The following is an 18,965-nucleotide window of genomic DNA, read 5'->3' on the forward strand; positions in this document are numbered from 1 at the left end:
GAGGACTCAATGGACCAGCTGATCGGCCTCCCCCCGGGCGGGGTGCTGAGTATCGTAATTGGTATTGCCTGCTTGGCTACCGTCTTCCTGTTGTACGTGAAGTTGCAGGGGCTGCTAACCGCGGTGCTGCACGGCTCCGACACAGAGCGCAATGCCCTGGCGGACGTGCTTTCCCGGCTGGCCTCCCAGATGGAGCAACTCGTCCAGCTGCAACGTGAGACGGTGGCGTTGCTCAAGGAACTCCCGGCCGCTCCCTCTGTCGCATCTTCTGAGGACGCTGTCTACGAGGAGCAACGCGATCCGGCGGATGCCCGCATCCAGCTGGAGGCTGCACAACTGGCCCTGGACGACAGCGCCGCCAAGGCACTGCGTCGACGGCAGCAGGCCGAGGCTGCTTCCATGGAGCCGGCCGCGGGCGCGGCACTTGGGGCCGCTGCCGTGCTTGCCGACTCTGCCGCCCGGGATGCGTTCGCCGATCTGTCGTTTGAGCAGGTGGAGCAGGACACCGCCAGCGCCGCACCGCAGACAGAGCCGGCTCCTGAACTTTGGGATGAATCCGCTGCCGTTGCGCCCTGGTTTCTGGCCGCAACGGCTGCCGATGAGGAAAGCGGGGGCGCGGCGGTCGATGCACCGGCGTTGTCCGACTCGTACGCCGAGCCCGCACAGGCTGTCCCCCAGGCTGGCTCCCAGGCTGGCTCCCAGGCTGTCTCGCAACCAGCGGCTGCCGAATCAGCGACAGCCGAATCCCTGTGGGATGATGATGCGGAAGGATTCTCCACGCGTTTGGGGGATGAATTCGCGGAGCAGGAAGACGAGTTCGACCAGATGGGGCCGGCATCCCCTGACGTGGAGATTCTGGAGGACGATATCTGGGAGCAGGCCCCCGAGTCCCTGGGCAATACCATGACTCGAAGCGCCGCCGGCGTCCCGGCCGGTTTCCCCGCGGAGGATGAGCTCGTTTTCGAGGAAGATGCCGCAGCGGACTCCATGGCCTTTGAGGATACCACCTTTTTCTCCGAGCAGTTCCAGCTGTCCCTGGAATCGGCTGCCCGGGAACAGGACCACCCGGCGGGGCTGCCCGATGACGACCTGCAACTGGACTCCGCCTTGTCCGACACGCCGCTCGCCCAAGACCCCGGGCAGGCGGCTGCCCCGGAGTATGACGAACTCGAACATGAGTTCGTGGATTTTGTGGACGACGAGGAGGCTGGTGAGGGCGATGCCTCCCATTCTGCCCTGGATGCCGCCTTGCTTGAGGCGCTTCCGGACGACCTGGGGGCAGAGCTGGCCATGGAGTTCGATCAGGCCCCGGACACCCTCCAGGATTCCCTGAGCGAAGCTATCGAGACCGAAGACCTTGCCGCGGATCTGCTGGCGCCGGAACCAGACGCCATGGAAGGCATTGCCGATGAGGCTGACCCGGCAGCCGGCAACGATCCTGACCTGCGAACCTGGGAATTCGGGGATGGCGATGCTGCTGGACTGCACACCGCGGAGGAGGCCGAGGCCGGGGACGCCGCATCCATTGCGCCGCCTTCGGCGGCGGATCTGCAGGTGGAGTCCGCGGCAGGCCCGGCATATCGCAGTGTGGCGTTGCAGCGTGAGGTCTCGTACGAGGACATGCAGGCCGCAGACCTGGGCGCATCTGCCGATACCCCTGGTCTGGTGATGGATTTTGACCTGGATTTGCCGGCCGAACCCGATGCCGACGACGAGACTGAGGCCCCGCACGACGGGCATGCGAGCATCATGGCCCGGCTGATGGAGGATGCCTCCCCCAATCAGACGGTGCTGGTCGATGCCGTGCAGCTTGCCTCCGGAGTGCCGGGCGCCAGGGCACCCGAGGCCCGGGTGCTGGATGATATTCTTAATGACGCCGCGGAGGGCGGGCTTGGGCTCTCCGCGAAGGCTGCACCCACCGCGTTCGGCGGCGGCGACCTGGGCGAGGATCTGGATGCCGAGCTTGATGACGAGCTGGCGGCCGCTTTTGACGATGAAATCGCCTTTGAGGTCGAACCCACTCCGGAGCAGGAGGCCTCCAGACAGGGGGCTCCTCTGGGCGCTTCTGCTGCCATGGACGGCGCCGCCTTTGTGGCTGAGGAGGACGGGGAGCTGCTGCTGGAGTTTGGCACAGCCGCAGCGCCGGCCCATGCCGCCCCTGATGACGCCGCCGTGGCTGCCGCCATGACAGTTGCCCTGGAAGATGCGGATCTGCTTTTTGAAGAGCCGGGGCCAGCGCCCTCTCCGGCCGGCACCCGCCAGGAACAGATCGGAATTGCCGCCGACTCTGCCCTGGAGGATGACCTGCTCTTCCTCGACGATGAAGAATCATTCACCCCGCCTTCTGCCGCGGGGGAGCTGGAGGTGGATTTCGGCGCGGTGTCCTTTGATACCTCTCCGGGGGAATCAAATGCGGCTGGCCCAATTGGCCCAGCTGGCCCAATCAGCGACTCCCCGGCGGGCGGTGCGTTGGAGTTTGAGGACGACGAGCTGGTGTTTGTGGATGATGCGCCACTCCTCGACTCCCAGGCATCCCTGGGAGAAGGCAGTGCGGAAGGTGATGCTCCCCTGGAGCTCTTTGATACCTCTGAGTTGCTGGAATTCGAGCCGGAATTCCAGGAAGGTTCCGGAGGGTCGCCCTCTCCGGCCTCCACGCTCAGAGGGGAGCCCATGGGAACCTCCAGGACCGCGGGCTCGTCGCTCTTTGATGACGAGCTGGATGAACTGGTCTCCTTTGAGCCGACCATCATGCCAGACCCGGACCGTGCCCGGCCGGTTCACTTTGAAGACCAGCTTGAACGGGATATCGCCGCGCTGGAAGACATGATTACCTTTGAGGACGAGCCGGCATCGTCAGCTTCACGCCCGGCCGAACGCAGCGGTCGGGGCAGCCTGTCTCGCACCAACAGCAACATTACGGATTTTATTCTCGACGACTAGCCCCCCGCACCGGCGGGGGAACTCACGTTTCCAAGCGCCTGCCCGTGCGCGCGCACGGGCCGTTAGGCGCAAGCAAGCCCCCTTCGGAAAGCCTTGCGCTACTCCGAAGGGGGCTTGGCTGTTGGTGCTATTCCAGGATGATTTCAAAGCGTTTGGCTGGGGCCTCCCGGGAGGTTCCGGACGCGGCAGGCCCGCCTCCCGAAGCCGATTCCGACGGGCCGCCAAGATCCTGCACGCCCTCACCGGAAATCCGGATCGTCCATTTGCCCGCATGGGCAATCTGCAGACGGTAGCGCAGGGCCTGGGGAATTTTGGCCGTGGCCTTGGTGGTGCGGTAGGTGGAGCCACTGGAGAGCGGGGCCACGGGCTGCTTCTCATTGTCCAGCAGGGTGGCGGCGATGGGGCCACTGCCCTTGCGGGTGATTTCGAAGCGGGCCGTCCCAGGCTCAAGCGGGAAGCTCACGGTGTCGCAATTGTCCGATCCTTCAATCACATAGCTCCCGTTCTCCGTGTACACGCTGGAGCAGACGTTCCGCATGGGGGATTCCTCGCCAGCACCATCGGGAACCGGGGCAGGGGCAGGGGAGGGGGCTGGCTCCGGCGCTGGCGGGGGGGCGGTGGATTCGGTTATCTTGAATGTGAAGGCGCCCGGTTCGGCAGTGAAGCGGCCGTAGTTGGAGACAAGATCAACCGCGCCATTGGGCGGAATTTCCGGGAAGCGTTGCGTGGCGCTCCAGACCTGCTCCCGGCTTTCCAGACCAATGGCGATGATTTCCACCACCACGTCACGTCGGGGGCGGGGGGCCGTATTGATCAGGGTGCCGGTCAGGGCCCGGCTTTGGGCGACAACGAGATTCTCATAGCGGAAGTCATTGCCCGCGTCCCCGGAAAAAGGGCGGCCAATGGTGGAGGCTTGTTGCGCATGCGCCGGAAGCAGGCCGGACAGGCCCAGGCAGAGCAGCGCGGTGGCGAGAACAACGGCAGAGGATGCTGCAACACGACGGGGCTTGGGCATGGGGACGACCTTCCTCGGCATGGTCTGCGGCGCAGAGTGTTCGGAGGGGTCAGGATGCGCCGTGCCGGCGCTGCTCCTGCGCGTCTCCCGGATCCAGGTCAGCCGCGTCCTCCGCGCAGAGGTGGGTGGCAGCCGGGAGGATCGGCGGATGCAATTCCTCGCGTCCCCGCAGGGCGTCCACATCCCGCCGCACTTCCTGCACGCTGCCGACCAGATCGGAGACGATATGCGCCAGACCGGCCAGTGCGGCGCAGTCCAGCGGTGCGCCCTTGCAGGCGGTGATGGTCTGGTGGAGAAAGTGGAGCTTTTCCTCCACGGCGGTCAGTTGGGTGGCGATATCAAAAATGCCAGGCATGACCTTCTCCTTGGCAAAGCCCGGGCAGCAGGGGCCGCCCGGGCTGCACGTCAGCGAATTTTGGCCAGGCGGTGTTCCAGCAACCGGCCCATGGCATCGAATTTCATAACCGTCTGATCCCGGTAATGAAAAGAACCGGACACCTTCCAGCTGCAAATGCGTCCGCCGTTTTCTTCGCCAGCGCAGGCGGTGGGCTCGCCATAGTCGCGCACGGCGTCGTCATACGTGTACACATTGTAGCGTTGGGTCCAGTCGATTTCAGGCGTGCTGCCGCATCCGGCAGCCAGCGCGGCACAGCTCAGGGCGACGGCCAGAAACACAGCGCGAAGCAGGTGCGCATGGGGAAAAAGCAGTGACACCGTCACTGGAACCTCCTTAAAAGAAAGGGTAGGGGCCGGCAGCCAGACTGCACGGACCACGGGCTGATTGTCAGGACAATCCAGCCTTGCCACCGTAGCAGCAGGGAGGGCGCCTGTCCACAGGAGGGGCCTTCTCCACTGCAACCGCAGCTATCGCTTCATGTTTTCAAACTGCAGGGGGCGATCGAAGGCTTCCTGGTTGAGCAGGTTGATAACAGCCTGGAGGTCGTCAATCTTTTTGCCCGTCACGCGGACCTGCTCGTCCTGAATGGCAGGCTGCACTTTGATGCCCGACGCTTTGATAAGCTTGACGATTTTCTGCCCGGTTTCCTTGTTGATGCCTTCGCGCAGGGTGCCGGTGACGCGTACGGCGCCGCCGGAGGCTTCTTCCGGGTCGGCATATTCCAGGCAGCGGGCATCCAGTTTGCGCCGGACGAGGTGGGCGGCCAGCATTTCCTGCATGGCGCGCATTTTCATTTCGTCCGAGGCCAGCAGAGTGATTTTCTTGTCTTTCTTGTTCAGATCAATCTCCGCCTTGCCTGTTTTGAAGTCGTAGCGGGTCTGGATCTCTTTTTTGACGTTGTTGATGGCGTTGTCGAGTTCCTGCAGATCAATCTTGCTGACAATATCAAAGGAAGGCATGGCGTCTCCCGAAGCGCTGAAAGATGGTGAAACGTCTTTCTCCTTGCCTCAAAGCGATGGGGAGGGCAAGGGTTGAGCGCAGCTTGCCTTCCTGGCCGGACCACTGTATTGGGGGAAAATAGGAACAGTATGGCCAGCCTGGCGTGCTCAGGGATGCGCATGGGGCGCAGGGACGCAGGCGGCGTGGATGGTTCTGTTCCAGGAAAAACCGCAAGGAGACCGGCATGCTACCCAAGGATCTGCTCTATATTGGCCTGGGCGCAGCCTATATGGCCAAAGACAAGATGGATGATTTGCTGTCCGACCTGGAAGAGCGCGGCAAACTTTCTCGCGAGGAAGCGGAAAAGTTCCTGGATGACGCCAAGGAACGCGCGGCCAAGGAACGCTCGGATCTGGAGGCCAGCATCAAGGGCGCCCTGCGCGAGGCTGTGGCCGACCTGGGCCTGGCCACCAAGGAAGATATCGAGTCGCTCAAAAAGCTGATCAAAGCCAAAGGCTAGGCAACTCCGCCTGCCCGCATCCTGACTTTCCCGGTGCAACAGGGCCACAACTGGCCGCAATGCGTCGTATTTGGCCGCACCCGGCTGTGCCCGGCTATGCCAGGGCACAGCCGGGTGCGGCCTTTTGTCCTGGCACGTGTCACGCTATGCCCCCGGAGCCAACGTGGCATGCGGCTCCCCTGCTCGCGGTATGGTGTGTTACGCCCTGCGCCACACCAGGGAATTCACTCTGCGGGTTGCGAATTCGCCTTGATTGTTACAAGGTAGTGTCATATGTGTAATCCTTAGCATGGCAAGCCGGTCGCAGGCGCATGGGGTGCCTGTCGCAACGCGGCCTGCCGCTAAGGCGGATTCTGGTGCAGCTTTCGCGTCCCGGGATGGCCCTGGAGGGGCTTCCCGTCATTGCCCTGGGGGCGTTCGTCACGCTGGTGCTGGCCATTCTTGGCTGGAGCGTGCCCGCCGTGCTGGGGCTGGTCTTTACGGCCTTCAGTCTGTGTTTTTTTCGCGATCCCGTCCGCATCCCCCAGGTGACTGAGCAGGATGCCCCGGTGGTGATCAGTCCGGCGGATGGCCGGGTCATCGGCGTGGACCGCCAGCCGGATCCCGTCACCGGCTCACTGCGGACCCGTATCTGCATTTTCATGAACGTCTTCAACGTGCACGTGAACCGCGCGCCTGTGCCAGGCCGCGTGGTGTACCGCAAGCACTTCCCCGGCAAGTTCTTCAATGCCTCCTTTGACAAAGCCAGCGTGCACAACGAGCGCTGCGTGCTTTCTCTGGAAGGCGATGGCCGGCGGACCACCCTGGTGCAGATTGCCGGGCTGGTTGCCCGCCGCATTGTCTGCCGGGCTGAACCGGGCGACGTACTGGCCCTGGGCGAGCGTTTTGGCTGCATCATGTTCGGCTCGCGGGTGGATGTGTACCTGGATGAATCGTTCGAACCAGTCGTGAAGACGGGGGATGTGACGCTGGCCGGCATGACCGTGCTTGCGACACTGTCCGCTTCCTGCGGCGACGCAACACGGTAAGGGGGGAGACGCTCATGCAGGAACCAAATGGCCGCAATGTGGATCAGCCGGGCGGGCACCCAACGGGAGCGCCGCGCAGAACACGGCGCGCCGCAACGGGCTGGGTGGCGCACCTGCCGAATCTGGTCACCATGACCAGCCTGTGTTGCGGGTTCATCGGCATTCTGATGGTGATGGACGGGCGGTTTGTGGATGCCTCCCTGGCCATTTTGCTGTGTTTCTTTCTGGATGGCATAGACGGCAATCTGGCCCGGCTCACACGTTCCACCAGTCCCCTGGGCGCGCAGCTTGATTCGCTGGTGGATGCTGTGGCTTTTGGCGTGCTGCCGGCCTTGCTGGTGTTCAAATGGCAGCTGTATGTGTTCGGCAGGGTCGGGGCGCTCGGGGCCTTTGCTCTGGTGGCCTGTGGGGTGTTTCGTCTGGCGCGCTTCAACCTGCAGAGCAGCGGGCACGTCGTCACCTCCAGAAAATCCTCGCATTTTACCGGGTTGCCCATTCCTTCCACAGCCCTGGCCCTGGCCACCCTGTGCCTGTTCACCCGCAGCATTGATCCAGGTGCGGAAGTGATGCAGCTGCTGCCTGGAATGTGTCTGGTGCTGTGTCTGGTGCTGGCGGTGCTGATGGTCAGCCGGGTGCCGTACTTGTCACTGAAGAATCCGGCCCTCATCCGCGCGCAGCTGCGGGCGCACCCGGCCCGCTGGACCATGGCCGTGGCCGGGGTGGCCTACCTCTTGGGCATGCGGCCCTGGCTGGTGTCCTTTGCGCTGATCATGGCGTATGTATGTTCCGGCCCCACCGCGTTTTTGCTGACCGCGGTTCGCGATGTGGAGGAACGTTCCACGACCCATTAAGGGGACGTGTGTCTCTGCCTTTGTCCCCGCCGTATGCGTCTGTTGCGCATACGGCGGGGTTTTTTTATGATGAAACGTGTCGCCAATGATGATACGAATGGTGGGCCCTGTGCCGCTTGCCAGATGGATGGGCAGGGCTCTTGGGGGGGCGGGGATGGCGATTGGCACTGGCTGCGGTGCATGTGCGCCGCGGGCCGCAACCTGCGAAGGAAGAAGGCATGGGACAGACCATCCGCTTCGGCGTTTCGTTGGATTCGGACTTGCTTGAAAAATTCGACGCGCTGTGTGAGGAGCGCTGCTACCAGACTCGCTCGGAAGCCATCCGCGATCTCATCCGAAACGCCCTGGTGCAAAAGGAATGGGAAGACACGGACAACATTGTGGCCGGCACCCTGACCCTGGTCTACGACCATCACAAAAGCGATCTTGCCCAGCGGCTGACTGAACTGCAGCATGACCACCACGACGTGATCATCTCCACCATCCACGCCCACCTGGATCACGACAACTGCCTGGAAGTGCTTATTCTCAAAGGCCCGGGCCGGGATGTGCAGGCCCTGGGGCAAAAGCTCATTCCACCAAGGGCGTGAAGCACGGCAAGCTGAATCTGACCACCACAGGCAAGGATATCGTGTAGTTCCTTGCTCAAAGGCCATGAAAAAACGCTGCCGGGGACGCCATCCCCGGCAGCGTTTGCATTTTCTGGCGACGTCAGGCGACGTCCTGAGGGCTACTGGATGGCGCCCCACACGGCCTTGAACTCGTCGCGACGGTTCTGGGCCCAGGCGTTTTCGTTGTGGCCCACGGCGGCGGGACGTTCTTCGCCGTAGCTGATGGTTTCCAGCTGCATGGCAGGCACGCCCATGTTCAGCAGGTAGCGTTCGGAAGCCTGCGCACGACGGTTGCCCAGGGCGATGTTGTATTCCTGGGTGCCGCGTTCGTCGCAGTGGCCTTCGATGAGGACCTTGAGGGTGGGCTTGCTGCGGATGAGCTGGGCCTTGCGCTGCAGCACGGCCTGGGCAGCGGCGTTCAGCTCATAGCTGTCGAAAGCAAAGTAGATTTTTTCGTCCAGGATCACGCGTTCGCTCTCAGACAGAGAGCGGGCAGCGTCCAGGGCGGGGTCATAGCCCCCGCCGCCGGCGCCGGCGGGATCGGCCGTGGTTTTATTGCTGCAGCCGACGGCGGCCACCAGCACCAGGGCGCAAAGCAGAGCCAGTTGCAACATGCGAGAGAACGACATTTCCTTCCTCCTACGCGATTGCGCGTCCAAATGAATGGGGGTTATGAGCACGTGGCAAAGCCGTCATTTGGCGAGATGACGCCGGGACCATTCCCGCAGCACGGCAGCGCCGTTTGTCACGCAAAAAGATGGCGAGTGGTATAGTGGTTTGATTCATCAGTCAATAGCCCATTTTTATGGCGTTTCCGTAAGGCCCCAGGCCGGGAAGGTCGCGCCGCCCAGGGGCAGGGGCTTGGCATCCAGGCCGTCCTTGGTGGTCAGGTACAGCTGCTTCGCGCCAGCGCGGCTGGAGGTGAAGGCGATGAAGTAGCTGTCGGTCAAAAAGGCCGGCTGCTCGTCAGAGCCGGGGCCAAAGCTGATCTGTGTTTCGCCGCCGCCGTTCAGGTCAATCCGGAACAGGCGGTGCCCGTCTCCGGTCTGGCGGGTAAAGGCCACCATGGTGCCGTCCGGGCTGATTGTGGGGTCGGTGTTCCAGCCCCCGCCCGTGAGCCGGCGAATGCCGCCGCCATCCCTGAGCATGATCTGCGGGCTGCCAAAGCGGTCGGACACAAAGACCATGCGCGAGCCGCTGCGGTCGAAGCGGGGCGAGGTGTTGATGGAGGCGTCTTCCACCAGGGTCTGCGAAGGCTGCAGGTTGCTGCCGAGCATATAGATGCCGGGCACCTTCTTCATGGCAATGGAGGCGGCCAGCTGCCCATTGGCCAGATAGAAGGGACCAATCACCAGGTTGCCAGGATAGCGCTGGGAGCGGACCTGGCCGCCGGACCAGATGTTGAGCGAATTGTACCGGTTGGAAAGATGGGTGAAGGCGATGCTCTGGGTGTCGGGCGACCAGGCCGGGCTCATGCACTGGCCATTCAGGTTGGTGATCTGCCGCTTGTCACGGCCCGTGGGGCGGGCGGCAAAGACATTGCGGTTGGAACCCGCGGCCACGTACGCCAGGGACGCCCGATAGAGATCGCCCGAAAGGTGCAGCGATTCGAGCCAGCTGCCGCAAAAACGGTCCGCCACCTTGGGCAGGATGGCAGCATTGACGCCGGTGTACTGCTTGCCCACGAGCAGCGTGCGGCTGAAGGCGTCATACACGCGCAATTCCACGGTGCCGGGGGCCGGCCAGCCAGTGGTGACCACATAGTTGGCGCCGGCCAGCTGGAAACGGTTGAAGTCGATGCCATCGCCCTGGTAGGCGTTCAGGGCCGTGCCGCCGAGGATGGCCGAATCCGGCAGCAGATCCACAATGGGCAGGATGGCCAGATTCTGGCGTACCAGCTCCTGCAGCTGGGAGGCCTGGGCCGGGTCGCTGCCCATGGGCTGGGCCAGGGCCATCTTGAACTTGCCCTGCCCGGAACCGGTGATGGTGACATTGATCATGCCGTTCGCATTCTGCCCACATGCCAGAGACGGCCACACGGCCGCCACGAACAGCAAGGCCGCCACCAGCCGGCGCAAACGATTCAGGGCGCTAGGAAGGGTGTGGGACAGGGTGGACACGCTCACCGGGGCTGCTCCTTGGAGTTGAAATCAATGCTGAAAGTAAAGGGGGCCTTGGTTGGCGGCGGACCGAAGGGATGCCTGGACGATCCCAGGGCCACAGCCTTCAGCGCGGCATCATCAAAGGCAAAGCTATTAGAGGACCGGGTCAGCGCATGGCCGGTCAGTGTTCCGTTGGCATCGAACTGCAGTCGCACGCGGGTTACCAGCGTGCGGTTATCCTCGGGCAAGGCGGCCGCCGGGACACGCCATTCCTGCTTGATAAAGAACGAGACCTGCCCGGCCCAGACCACGGCGGCTTCTTCCGGGGAGGAGGGGGGCGCAGCAGCGTCGGTGGCGTTGCCCACAGGAACCTGCAGGCGCGCAGGGGCCTCTTGCGCAAGCGCCCTGGCTGCCGGATGAAACACCGCGCAGGCCAGGGCCAGCAACAGGGAGGCGGCCAGGGCGGAGTGCCGCGTCATGAGGTCTGCTCCCGCGCGTTGAAGGTGATGGTGAAGGTGATATTCCGGCGCGTGGGCGGCGCGGAGAGCTGGGCGTTCAGCTGGGTCTGGGTCATGGCCTGCAGGGCGGAGGAGTCGAAATCCCCGCGACCGGAAGAGGCCTTGACCTGAAAATTGTAGATCTTCCCGGTGGCATCAATGGAGACCACGACTTCGGTCTGCACGTTCATGCGCGGGTCCACGGTGGGGGGCAGGGTCCAGAACTCCTTGACCACACGCGAGACGTACTGCGCATAGGCCAGTTCCGGGGAGGTGCCGCCACCGCCGCCACGGCCGTCGCCCCCGGCTCCCCCGACACCATCGCGGGCAAATCCGCTGCCAGAGCGGGTCCCTTCCAGTTCAGCCAGGGCATCGCCCACGGCATCGCCTTCGGTATTTTTCGCCTGATGGGCCACGTCCTTGAGGGCGTCGGCCAGGGCCTTGGAGTTGGGGTCGCCCTTGGGCGCACCTTTGTCACCCGGTTTGATCCCCTGCGGTCCCTGGCCGGGTTTGGCCGCCGGCTTGGCTGCGGCCGCCTGCTTGGCGTCGGGCTTTTTCGCGTCTGCAGCCGGAGAGCTGGGCTTGGCCTCGGCCGTTTTGGGCGCAGTCTTGTTGGCCGCCGCGTCCGCCTGCTTGGTATCAGGCTTGGCGGGTGGTTTTTTCACGTCCGCAGGCTTGGGCTCAGGCTTTTTGGGGTCGGGCTTCTTTTCCTCGGGCTTGGGCTCGGGCTTTTTCTGCTCGGTTTTGTCGGCAATGGGCGTGGCCTTGTCCGGCACCGGCGGTGTTGGCTTTGGCTGCTCGACAGGTTTCGGCTGTTCCACCGGCTTGGGCGGTTCGGGCTTGGCCTGCTCGGCGGGCTTTGGCTGTTCGACGGGCTTGGGCGGCTCGGGCTTGGCTTCGGGCTCCTTGACGGGTTTGCCGGCGTCGGGATCACCCTTGGGAGGGGCTGGCTGTTCGCCCTGCTTCACTCGGGCAGGGGCGGCGGAAGGCTTGGTGGGGTCGCCAGCCATGGTCCGGCCATCGATATTCGGGCCGGCCGGCTTGCTCGGATCGCCCACCATGTCCAGCATGACCACATTTTTGGGGTCAAAGGGGGGCGGCGAGCTGAGGGTGGGGCCGAACAGCACCAGCAGAACCACCAGCAGGTGGATGGCCAGGGAGGCTGCGGCACTTTTCCAGCGCGATGCAGGCATGAAGCGTCTCGACTACTGCTTGGGCTTGGCGGTGGAGCGGGGGGCTGCGGCGGGGGCAGGGGATTCGACCGGCTCTGCCACCACGCCCAGTTTTTCCACACCGGCCAGCCGGATTTCGGACATGGCCTGGACGACGACGCCATACGGCACGTCCTTGTCCGCCTTGAGGAACAATTGTTTCTTGGCCGCAACCACGTTTTGCTTCACCTGGTCCTGCAGGGTCTGCAGGGTGGTGGTGTACTTGTCCAGCATCATGGTGCCGTCCTTGGTGATGGTCAGGACCATGTGTTCCACGTCCGTGGGCAGGACATCCACCTTGCGGGTCTGGGGCAAATCCACGTCCAGACCCTGGGTCATCATCGGCGCGGTAACCATGAAGATGATCAGCAACACCAGCATGACGTCCACGAAGGGCGTCACGTTGATTTCGGCCATCATCCCGTTGCGGCTGCCGCCGTTGGTGCTCATGCCCATGTTCGTCCCCTGCCTAGGCCTGGCTCATGCCGGGCAGCTCGCGCTGGACGCGGTTGAGGAACACGCCGGCGAAGTTGACCAGCTCGGATTCCAGATGGCTGATCAACCCATTGAAATAGTTGTAAGCAATGGCCGCGGGAATGGCCACGAGCAGGCCGATGGCCGTGGCGATGAGGGCTTCGGAAATGCCCGGCGCCACCGTGGCCAGGGACGCAGCGCCCTGCTTGCCAATGGAGTGGAAGGAATGCATGATCCCCCAGACCGTGCCGAACAGTCCGATGAACGGGGCCGCGCTGGCGCAGGTGGCCAGAAAGGAGAGCGAGGCGGTCAGGCGGTTGACCTCGTTGGAGACGCCATGGCGCAGGGCGCGGCGCAGGTTCTCCACCACGGTTTCGATCTGGCTCTTGTCCGGCCCTTCATACTCCTCGAACCGGTTCAGCTCGCTCACGCCTTCCACGGCTACGCGGTAGGCCGGGGAGTGCAGGTCGAGCCCCATGCGTTCGATGGCCAGATGCAGGCTGCGGGCTTCCTGGAAGGCGCCCATGTCCCGCACGGCGCGCCGCTTGGCGCCCTTAAGCATGAAGATCTTGGTAAAGATGATAGTCCAGCTGGTCAGGGACATGGCCACCAGCAAGGCGATGACCAGTTTGACCACCAGGGTGGCCTGTCCCAGAATTTCCAAATACCCCATTTCGTTCATTGCGGTCTCTCCGAAGCCACGGTGGCGTGCTGCAGATCATGCTGCGTCGCATTCAAAACAAGGGCGGCGACGGCCGGCAGGGCCTCCTCGGCCTTGGCCCGCAGGACCAAATCCGGGAGCGCGCCGAACATGCTGTCGCCGAAATTCAGTTCAATGACCTTGCCGCCGTGGTCCTTGACTTCCCACGGCAGCTGGCTGGCCGGGGCCACCTCCCCCGAGGTGCCCACAATGAGGATCAGATCCGCCCGCCGGGCCAGGGCCAGGGAAGAGGCCAGGGCCTGGGGCGGAATGTGCTCCCCGAAAAAAACAATGTCCGGACGAATCACCCCGCCGCAGCTGCAGATCCAGGGGATGGCGTCCCGGGTCAGGGCCGCGGCCTCGGCGGCCGATTGAGGCGTTTTGCAGGCCATGCAGTAGTAGCGCCGGGCGTTGCCGTGAAACTCCACCACCCGACGGGAACCGGCGGCACTGTGCAGCCCGTCGATATTCTGGGTGATAACAGCCTGCAGCCTGCCCGCAGCCTCCAGGCTGGCCAGGGCGAGGTGGGCAGGGTTGGGCGCGGCGGAGTCGAAATCCTTGTTCGCATCAAGCAAAAATTCCCAGACCCGGCGCGGGTCATTGCGCAAGGCGGACAGGGAGGCCACGCGCATGGGGTCATGCCGGCTCCACAGCCCGCCGGGGCTGCGAAAGTCGGGAATGCCGCTGGCCACGGACACGCCAGCGCCTGTCAGAGCCACGCAACACCGCGCCTCACGAAGCATCTGCGCCGCCGCAGGTATATGCTGCCGCCAAGATTCCATAACCGCATGGACCATGTGATTGCGAAGAGGTGGCCTTCCCCGCCGCGGGCGGAAGGCAAGGCGAAGGGTTTCGCCGCGGAGGGTGGGGGTACTCCTGCCCCGAATTAACTATAGACTCTGTCTACACTTTCTTTATTGCATTCACAAGAGGGTCCCCAGCGCTTTCTGCCTTTTTTCCTGTGCAGGGGCACGTGAAAAATAGGCAACCTGACGGGGGGGACAGTAAACAGCCTGGAAAACCCAAGGTCTTTGGCGCCATTTGCAGGCTGCGCCACCGTACTGTTACAGATTCTCCAGGCTGTTTGCATGCATATGCTTATTCCTTGCCGCGCCTGGCGCTGTAACTCTCGTATTGCATGGATTTGGCCATCTTGTTTTGCAGTTCCGGCCGTGCTGCCGGCGGGGCAGAGAACGCCTGATCCACTTGCTGGCGCAGGGTTGGCACATCCTTGTCCAGATTCTCCTGCACACGGGAAGAACCCACTGCCTGGTTGGCGGAGGCCTGTTCGCTGACGTAGGCCTCAATGGCCTGCTTTGCGCCTGGCGCATCACCCTGGCGGACTTTGTCGGCCACTTCGTCCTTGAGCTTGTTGAAGTCGTCCGTCAAGACTTTTCGTTCCCAGCTGCCCTTGTCGATGGAGGCCCGCGCCTCTTCCGTGCCTTCCACGCAGGCGACCACCAGCGGCTGAGCCAGACGCAGGGCGCGTTGCCGGGGTTCTGCGCCATGCTCTGCGCCGTACGCCACCGTGACCGGCCCGATTTCATAGGCTGCCATCTGGTCCGCAGGCACCTGCAGGTTCAGGTGCAGGGTCCTGGAGGCGCCGCCGCTCAGGCTGCCAGGGCGAATGACTGCCGTGTGCCCCTGCATTTCCACTGGATATCCGGACGCTTCTTCCAGACGGACCCCGCGCGGCAGGGTGATGCGGATTTCCAGATTCACGGCCACGGCCTGACGAACGGTAGCGAATTCCTCGAAAAATCCGGCAGCGAACGTGCGCGGATCTTCCAGGAACCGGTAGCTGCCGCCGCCGAGGTCGGCGATGCGGGTCATGACCAGCTCATTGAAGTCCAGCCCCACGCCCACGGTGGAGACCATCACATCCTGGGCCAGCCCTTTGGCCGCCAGACGACCCAGCTGGGCCGGGTCGGTGATGCCGCGATTGGCCAGGCCATCGGAAATGAGCAGGGCCAGCCGGGTGTTCGAACTCTGCGGCCCCTGCTGCAGGGCCTGGAGCCCGTATTCAAGCCCGGCGCCCAGGTTGGTGTTGCCGCCGGCCTCCAGGGCCTCGATTTCCTGGAGCAGCGTGTCCTTGACCGCAGGGGTGCACAGGGTGGGGGGACGGTGAACCACGACGCTATCCGCATAGGAAATCAGGGCAAACCGGTCGCGCTCGGTCATGGCCGCCACCAGCGTCCTGAGCGCGGCCTTGGCCCCGGCGAGCTTGTCCCCGCGCATGGAGCCGGAACGGTCCAGCACCACGGCCACGTCCATGCTGCGCTGCGGGGCAGGGGCAGCAGGCGCACGGGACGTCTCCTCGGCTGTCGGCACGGGAGAGGTCTTGAGGGTCAGGGAGAGGGTGGTGCGGCCGTCTGAGCCGCGGGCCAGTTTGGACTGGGTGAGGGTGGCGGAAATGGCCAGAGGCCCCTCCCCGGCGGAAAGCGTGGCCGAACTGGCTGCCGCCGCATTGCGGGCGCCCGAGGGCATGGCCGCCTGATGGCTGATTCCCAGCATCGAGCACACGGCCGCCACCACTGCCACTCCCATGAGAAGCCATTGCATGGGTGCGCGCTGCATGAAGTCGCCTCCTGAAGAAGGATTCAGATGTCAGCCAGCCTATCCAGCCAGGACATTTTCTCAAGACTAAGCCCGGTAAATCCACTGCCTCGCTCGTTTACATACTCATTACAGAAGGGGGGCAGACAACCGGGGCGGAAGACACTATGAGGATGGCACAAGGAGCCCTGCATCATGTCCCAGCAACACAAGGCCAGAATTCTCGTGGTGGAGGACGATCCCGCCATCCTGCGCGGGCTGCTCGACGTGCTCATCTTCAACGGCTACCAGGCCGTGGGCGCCGAAGACGGCGTGCAGGGCGAGCAGATGGCCCTCCTGGAGTCCTTTGATTGCGTGCTGCTCGACGTCATGCTGCCCGGCAAGGACGGCTTCACCGTGTGCAAAACCCTGCGCAAGAAGAAGCCCGGCCTGGCCATCATCATGCTCACGGCCAAGGGCGCGGAAAACGACGTGGTGGAAGGCTTCCAGGCCGGAGCCGATGATTACGTCACCAAACCTTTTTCCCTGCGCGAACTTATGGTCCGCGTGGAGGCCGTGCTGCGCCGCAGCGGTCGCCGCATGGGAGACGAACGCCTGGAACTGGGCGGACTGGTGTTTGACGGCGCGTCCCTGGAGTTGTCCGCCGAAGGCAAGGCCGCGGAGCCCCTGACCCGACGGGAGATGGAGATTCTGCTCTACCTGCGCCGGCGCTATCCGGCCGTGGTCAGCCGGCAGGAGCTGCTGCGCGATGTCTGGGGCTATCCCGATGCGGATATCGAAACCCGCACCGTGGATATCCACATGACCAAACTGCGTAAGAAAATCGCCACCATGGCCGGGGAGCGGCAGTTCATCGCCACGGTGCGCGGCGAAGGCTACCGGCTTGATCCGGAACTGATGGCGGAATCCGACAACCCTGCCGAGGCCAAGGACTGATGTCCCGCGTGACTATGGTGCTGGCGCTGGTGTTCCTGGCGCTGGCCGTGCCCCTGGGCTGGTTCATCCAGCGCAGCTATGAAAGCCTGACCCGGGAGGAAACCGCGGCCATGCGCTTTGTGGCCGTGGCTCTCTTTGACGCCATGGAAGAGGAGCTGGCCCAGATTGTGGCCCGCGAGGAAACCCGCCCCGTGGATGCTTGGCAGGCCGGGGAGGCGGAATCCCAGACCGGCGGCGTCAGCTTCCCCAAAGCGTCCTGGATTATTGGCTACTTGCAACATAATCCGGACGGCAGCATGGACATGCCCGTCCAGCAGGCGGCTTTTTCCGCCGAGCTGCGCACGGTATTGCGTCAGGCCAACGAGGAAATTGCCACCCGTGCCGCCCGGGATGATGGCCCCTACGCCGCCGCCCCTGGCGGGCAGAAGGAACCGGCGGTGCGGCCCAACGAAAAATTCTTCATTGCCCAGCATCCGCCGGAGGCTCCGGCTGCCCCTTCGGCGCAGGCCCTGCAGGCTGCCCCAGGCACCGCCCCGCCCCGGTCCACTCAAAAGGATGTCGTCTCCCGCAACACCTCGGATTCCCCCATGACGGACGCTGCGCGGGACAAGGGACTCCTGGATCAGGTGGCCGGCATGATTTCCAGCCGCTCCCGGGATTACCTGGGCCAGGATCGCGGCCGCACCCAGATCGTCACCCAGGATCAGGCTCGCAATATCGCCCGGCAGGAACAGCGTCGCGCGCGGCCCGTACCGCCCCCCAAACCGGAGGAAGACCCCGAGGCCGCGGCCAAGGTGGAGGAACTGGCCCAGGCGCTGGACAAAAACACCGACGCCGGTCTGACCACCGCGTATGGCGACGCCCTGCAACAGGTGCTGCCCGGGGCACAGTCTCTGGAAGCTCTGCTCAACGCCCCGCCGCGAGCCTCCATTCAGGTGGAAGTTGCGCCCCTGCAGTCCATGGTCCTGAACGAGGGACGGATTTTCCTGTACCGCCGCATTGTCATCGGTGGTCGCATCTATCGGCAAGGCCTGCTCATCGACGGCACCAGATTCTTGCAACATCTGATGGATCGGTACTTTCGCGCCAAGCAGCTGCCCGAGATCACCAGCCTGGCCCTGGCCGTGATGGACAAAGGCCGCACCGTGGAGATCATGGCCGACGGGCTGGTGGCTCACGGCAGCCCCGCGTTGAGTGTTTCGCGCCAGTTCCCGCGGCCGTTCAGCTTTCTGCAGGCCGAATTGCTGTGCCCGGCCATCCCGGTGTCCGAGGCCCGGGCCACCCTGAATACCCTGGCCTGGGCGCTGGCTGTGGTGCTGGTGGGCGGCTTTGTGGCCGTGTACCGTTCCGCCCGGGCGCTGAACGAGCTTTCCCAGCGTCGGGCCGGATTCGTTTCCTCCGTGACGCACGAGCTGAAAACGCCCCTGACCACCATACGCATGTATGCGGAAATGCTGGAACAAGGCATGGCCCCCTCCCGCGAGCGTGAAGAGGAATATCTGCGCACCGTGAGCGCCGAGGCCGAGCGTCTTTCCCGGCTTATCGGCAACGTGCTGGAATTTGCCAAGTTGGAGAAGCGCACCCGCCGTTTCGAAATGCAGGAGGGCGAACTGGACGATGCGCTGGACGAGGTCCGCCGGGTGCTCGGTCCGAGCCTGAATCAGGCCGGCTTTACCCTGGAAGAGGACATCCGTCTGACGCACCCCTTCCCGTACGACCGGGAGGCCATGGTCCAGATCCTCCTGAATCTGGTGGAGAACAGCATCAAGTTCACCATGGCCTCGGAGCGCAAGCACATCGCCATCCGGGCCACGGAAGAGCACGGGAAGGTGCTTCTGTGTGTGGAAGACAGCGGCCCCGGCGTGCCGTCGGGGCAATTGCGAAAGATCTTCAATGATTTTTACCGCGTGGATGACTCACTTACCCGCAAGACCAAAGGCACCGGCCTGGGGCTGGCTCTGGTCAAACGGCTGGCCGAAGGCATGGGCGGCAAGGTCTGGGCCGAGAACGTCCCCGAAGGCGGCCTTCGGGTCTGGCTGCGGCTGGAGTGATGATCGGCGTAGGAAGCGGAGCAGCCAAACGCCATGACAGAGCCTCCACAAGGCGTCCACATTTGGACCCTCGCTTTGGACCCTACGGCTTAAAACCTAACAAGGTAGCAGGAAAGTCAGTGAAGACAGATAGTTAT

At 63.8% G+C, this 18,965-nt stretch carries 18 protein-coding genes and 1 pseudogene; 7 read left to right on the forward strand and 12 right to left on the reverse strand.

Features of this window, described 5'->3' with window-relative positions:
* Positions 1–72: 72 nt before the first annotated feature.
* Positions 73–2,940, forward strand: a complete 2,868-nt coding sequence (locus ACYQ00_RS19410; protein WP_460033713.1) for a hypothetical protein — start codon at positions 73–75, stop codon at positions 2,938–2,940.
* Positions 2,941–3,067: 127 nt separating this feature from the next.
* Here ACYQ00_RS19410 and ACYQ00_RS19415 read toward each other — a convergent pair whose 3' ends face one another.
* The 4 genes from ACYQ00_RS19415 to ACYQ00_RS19430 all read right to left on the reverse strand — a co-directional run bounded on the left by ACYQ00_RS19415 (position 3,068) and on the right by ACYQ00_RS19430 (position 5,311).
* Entirely contained in the window at positions 3,068–3,955 is an 888-nt protein-coding gene (locus ACYQ00_RS19415) for a hypothetical protein (RefSeq protein WP_460033714.1), read from the reverse strand.
* A 49-nt stretch (positions 3,956–4,004) separates the two neighbouring features.
* Entirely contained in the window at positions 4,005–4,310 is a 306-nt protein-coding gene (locus ACYQ00_RS19420) for a hypothetical protein (protein WP_460033715.1), read from the reverse strand.
* Positions 4,311–4,360: 50 nt separating this feature from the next.
* Positions 4,361–4,675: a hypothetical protein gene (locus tag ACYQ00_RS19425; RefSeq protein ID WP_460033716.1), complete on the reverse strand. Its 315-nt coding sequence runs from the start codon at positions 4,673–4,675 to the stop codon at positions 4,361–4,363.
* 144 nt (positions 4,676–4,819) lie between these two features.
* Positions 4,820–5,311 (reverse strand): YajQ family cyclic di-GMP-binding protein, encoded by a 492-nt coding sequence (locus ACYQ00_RS19430; protein ID WP_460033717.1) that lies wholly within the window; start codon positions 5,309–5,311, stop codon positions 4,820–4,822.
* Positions 5,312–5,535: 224 nt separating this feature from the next.
* Here ACYQ00_RS19430 and ACYQ00_RS19435 point away from each other — a divergent pair, with 224 nt between their 5' ends.
* From ACYQ00_RS19435 to nikR, 4 genes and pseudogenes are all read left to right on the forward strand, one after another.
* The gene (locus tag ACYQ00_RS19435; RefSeq protein ID WP_460033718.1) at positions 5,536–5,811 is read left to right on the forward strand and encodes a phasin family protein; all 276 of its coding nucleotides are present in this window, start codon (positions 5,536–5,538) and stop codon (positions 5,809–5,811) included.
* A 356-nt stretch (positions 5,812–6,167) separates the two neighbouring features.
* Positions 6,168–6,839, forward strand: coding sequence for a phosphatidylserine decarboxylase family protein (locus ACYQ00_RS19440; RefSeq protein WP_460033719.1), 672 nt, complete (start codon positions 6,168–6,170; stop codon positions 6,837–6,839).
* Positions 6,840–6,853: 14 nt separating this feature from the next.
* The gene (gene pssA / locus ACYQ00_RS19445; protein WP_460033720.1) at positions 6,854–7,690 is read left to right on the forward strand and encodes a CDP-diacylglycerol--serine O-phosphatidyltransferase; all 837 of its coding nucleotides are present in this window, start codon (positions 6,854–6,856) and stop codon (positions 7,688–7,690) included.
* A 218-nt stretch (positions 7,691–7,908) separates the two neighbouring features.
* Positions 7,909–8,327, forward strand: a pseudogene (gene nikR / locus ACYQ00_RS19450) (nickel-responsive transcriptional regulator NikR).
* Positions 8,328–8,420: 93 nt separating this feature from the next.
* On the opposite strand, the gene pal reads toward nikR, so the two are convergent.
* The 8 genes from pal to ACYQ00_RS19490 all read right to left on the reverse strand — a co-directional run bounded on the left by pal (position 8,421) and on the right by ACYQ00_RS19490 (position 15,862).
* A complete protein-coding gene (pal, locus tag ACYQ00_RS19455; RefSeq protein ID WP_460033721.1) occupies positions 8,421–8,930 on the reverse strand; it encodes a peptidoglycan-associated lipoprotein Pal in 510 nt (169 codons plus the stop codon).
* 174 nt (positions 8,931–9,104) lie between these two features.
* Positions 9,105–10,427 carry a translocation protein TolB gene (locus ACYQ00_RS19460; protein WP_460033722.1) on the reverse strand — a complete coding sequence of 441 codons (1,323 nt, stop codon included), beginning with the start codon at positions 10,425–10,427 and terminating at the stop codon, positions 9,105–9,107.
* Positions 10,424–10,882 carry a TonB C-terminal domain-containing protein gene (locus ACYQ00_RS19465; RefSeq protein ID WP_460033723.1) on the reverse strand — a complete coding sequence of 153 codons (459 nt, stop codon included), beginning with the start codon at positions 10,880–10,882 and terminating at the stop codon, positions 10,424–10,426. Before ACYQ00_RS19465 ends, ACYQ00_RS19460 begins: the two co-directional genes overlap by 4 nt.
* Positions 10,879–12,093 (reverse strand): cell envelope integrity protein TolA, encoded by a 1,215-nt coding sequence (gene tolA / locus ACYQ00_RS19470; RefSeq protein ID WP_460033724.1) that lies wholly within the window; start codon positions 12,091–12,093, stop codon positions 10,879–10,881. Before tolA ends, ACYQ00_RS19465 begins: the two co-directional genes overlap by 4 nt.
* Before the next feature lie 12 nt (positions 12,094–12,105).
* On the reverse strand, positions 12,106–12,567 hold the full coding sequence (locus ACYQ00_RS19475; protein ID WP_460033725.1) for an ExbD/TolR family protein: 462 nt from the start codon (positions 12,565–12,567) through the stop codon (positions 12,106–12,108).
* Positions 12,568–12,580: 13 nt separating this feature from the next.
* Positions 12,581–13,267: a protein TolQ gene (tolQ, locus tag ACYQ00_RS19480; RefSeq protein WP_460033726.1), complete on the reverse strand. Its 687-nt coding sequence runs from the start codon at positions 13,265–13,267 to the stop codon at positions 12,581–12,583.
* Positions 13,264–14,082, reverse strand: coding sequence for an NAD-dependent protein deacylase (locus tag ACYQ00_RS19485; RefSeq protein ID WP_460033727.1), 819 nt, complete (start codon positions 14,080–14,082; stop codon positions 13,264–13,266). Before ACYQ00_RS19485 ends, tolQ begins: the two co-directional genes overlap by 4 nt.
* A 301-nt stretch (positions 14,083–14,383) precedes the next feature.
* A complete protein-coding gene (locus ACYQ00_RS19490) occupies positions 14,384–15,862 on the reverse strand; it encodes a vWA domain-containing protein (protein ID WP_460033728.1) in 1,479 nt (492 codons plus the stop codon).
* Between the two features lie 174 nt (positions 15,863–16,036).
* Between ACYQ00_RS19490 and ACYQ00_RS19495 the strand changes: the two genes are divergently transcribed.
* Entirely contained in the window at positions 16,037–16,777 is a 741-nt protein-coding gene (locus tag ACYQ00_RS19495) for a response regulator transcription factor (RefSeq protein ID WP_460033729.1), read from the forward strand.
* Positions 16,777–18,828 carry a sensor histidine kinase gene (locus ACYQ00_RS19500; protein WP_460033730.1) on the forward strand — a complete coding sequence of 684 codons (2,052 nt, stop codon included), beginning with the start codon at positions 16,777–16,779 and terminating at the stop codon, positions 18,826–18,828. The genes ACYQ00_RS19495 and ACYQ00_RS19500 overlap by 1 nt, the downstream gene beginning before the upstream one ends.
* Positions 18,829–18,965: the final 137 nt, after the last annotated feature.

The organism is Megalodesulfovibrio paquesii (genome assembly GCF_054653055.1).

Bases quoted from the DNA above. Each gene is read 5' to 3' on its own strand.
- ACYQ00_RS19415 (WP_460033714.1), bottom strand. From the start codon at position 3,955: ATGCCCAAGCCCCGTCGTGTTGCAGCATCCTCTGCCGTTGTTCTCGCC.
- ACYQ00_RS19420 (WP_460033715.1), bottom strand. From the start codon at position 4,310: ATGCCTGGCATTTTTGATATCGCCACCCAACTGACCGCCGTGGAGGAA.
- ACYQ00_RS19430 (WP_460033717.1), bottom strand. From the start codon at position 5,311: ATGCCTTCCTTTGATATTGTCAGCAAGATTGATCTGCAGGAACTCGAC.
- ACYQ00_RS19435 (WP_460033718.1), top strand. From the start codon at position 5,536: ATGCTACCCAAGGATCTGCTCTATATTGGCCTGGGCGCAGCCTATATG.
- pssA (WP_460033720.1), top strand. From the start codon at position 6,854: ATGCAGGAACCAAATGGCCGCAATGTGGATCAGCCGGGCGGGCACCCA.
- pal (WP_460033721.1), bottom strand. From the start codon at position 8,930: ATGTCGTTCTCTCGCATGTTGCAACTGGCTCTGCTTTGCGCCCTGGTG.
- ACYQ00_RS19465 (WP_460033723.1), bottom strand. From the start codon at position 10,882: ATGACGCGGCACTCCGCCCTGGCCGCCTCCCTGTTGCTGGCCCTGGCC.
- tolA (WP_460033724.1), bottom strand. From the start codon at position 12,093: ATGCCTGCATCGCGCTGGAAAAGTGCCGCAGCCTCCCTGGCCATCCAC.
- ACYQ00_RS19475 (WP_460033725.1), bottom strand. From the start codon at position 12,567: ATGGGCATGAGCACCAACGGCGGCAGCCGCAACGGGATGATGGCCGAA.
- tolQ (WP_460033726.1), bottom strand. From the start codon at position 13,267: ATGAACGAAATGGGGTATTTGGAAATTCTGGGACAGGCCACCCTGGTG.
- ACYQ00_RS19485 (WP_460033727.1), bottom strand. From the start codon at position 14,082: ATGGTCCATGCGGTTATGGAATCTTGGCGGCAGCATATACCTGCGGCG.
- ACYQ00_RS19490 (WP_460033728.1), bottom strand. From the start codon at position 15,862: ATGCAGCGCGCACCCATGCAATGGCTTCTCATGGGAGTGGCAGTGGTG.
- ACYQ00_RS19495 (WP_460033729.1), top strand. From the start codon at position 16,037: ATGTCCCAGCAACACAAGGCCAGAATTCTCGTGGTGGAGGACGATCCC.
- ACYQ00_RS19500 (WP_460033730.1), top strand. From the start codon at position 16,777: ATGTCCCGCGTGACTATGGTGCTGGCGCTGGTGTTCCTGGCGCTGGCC.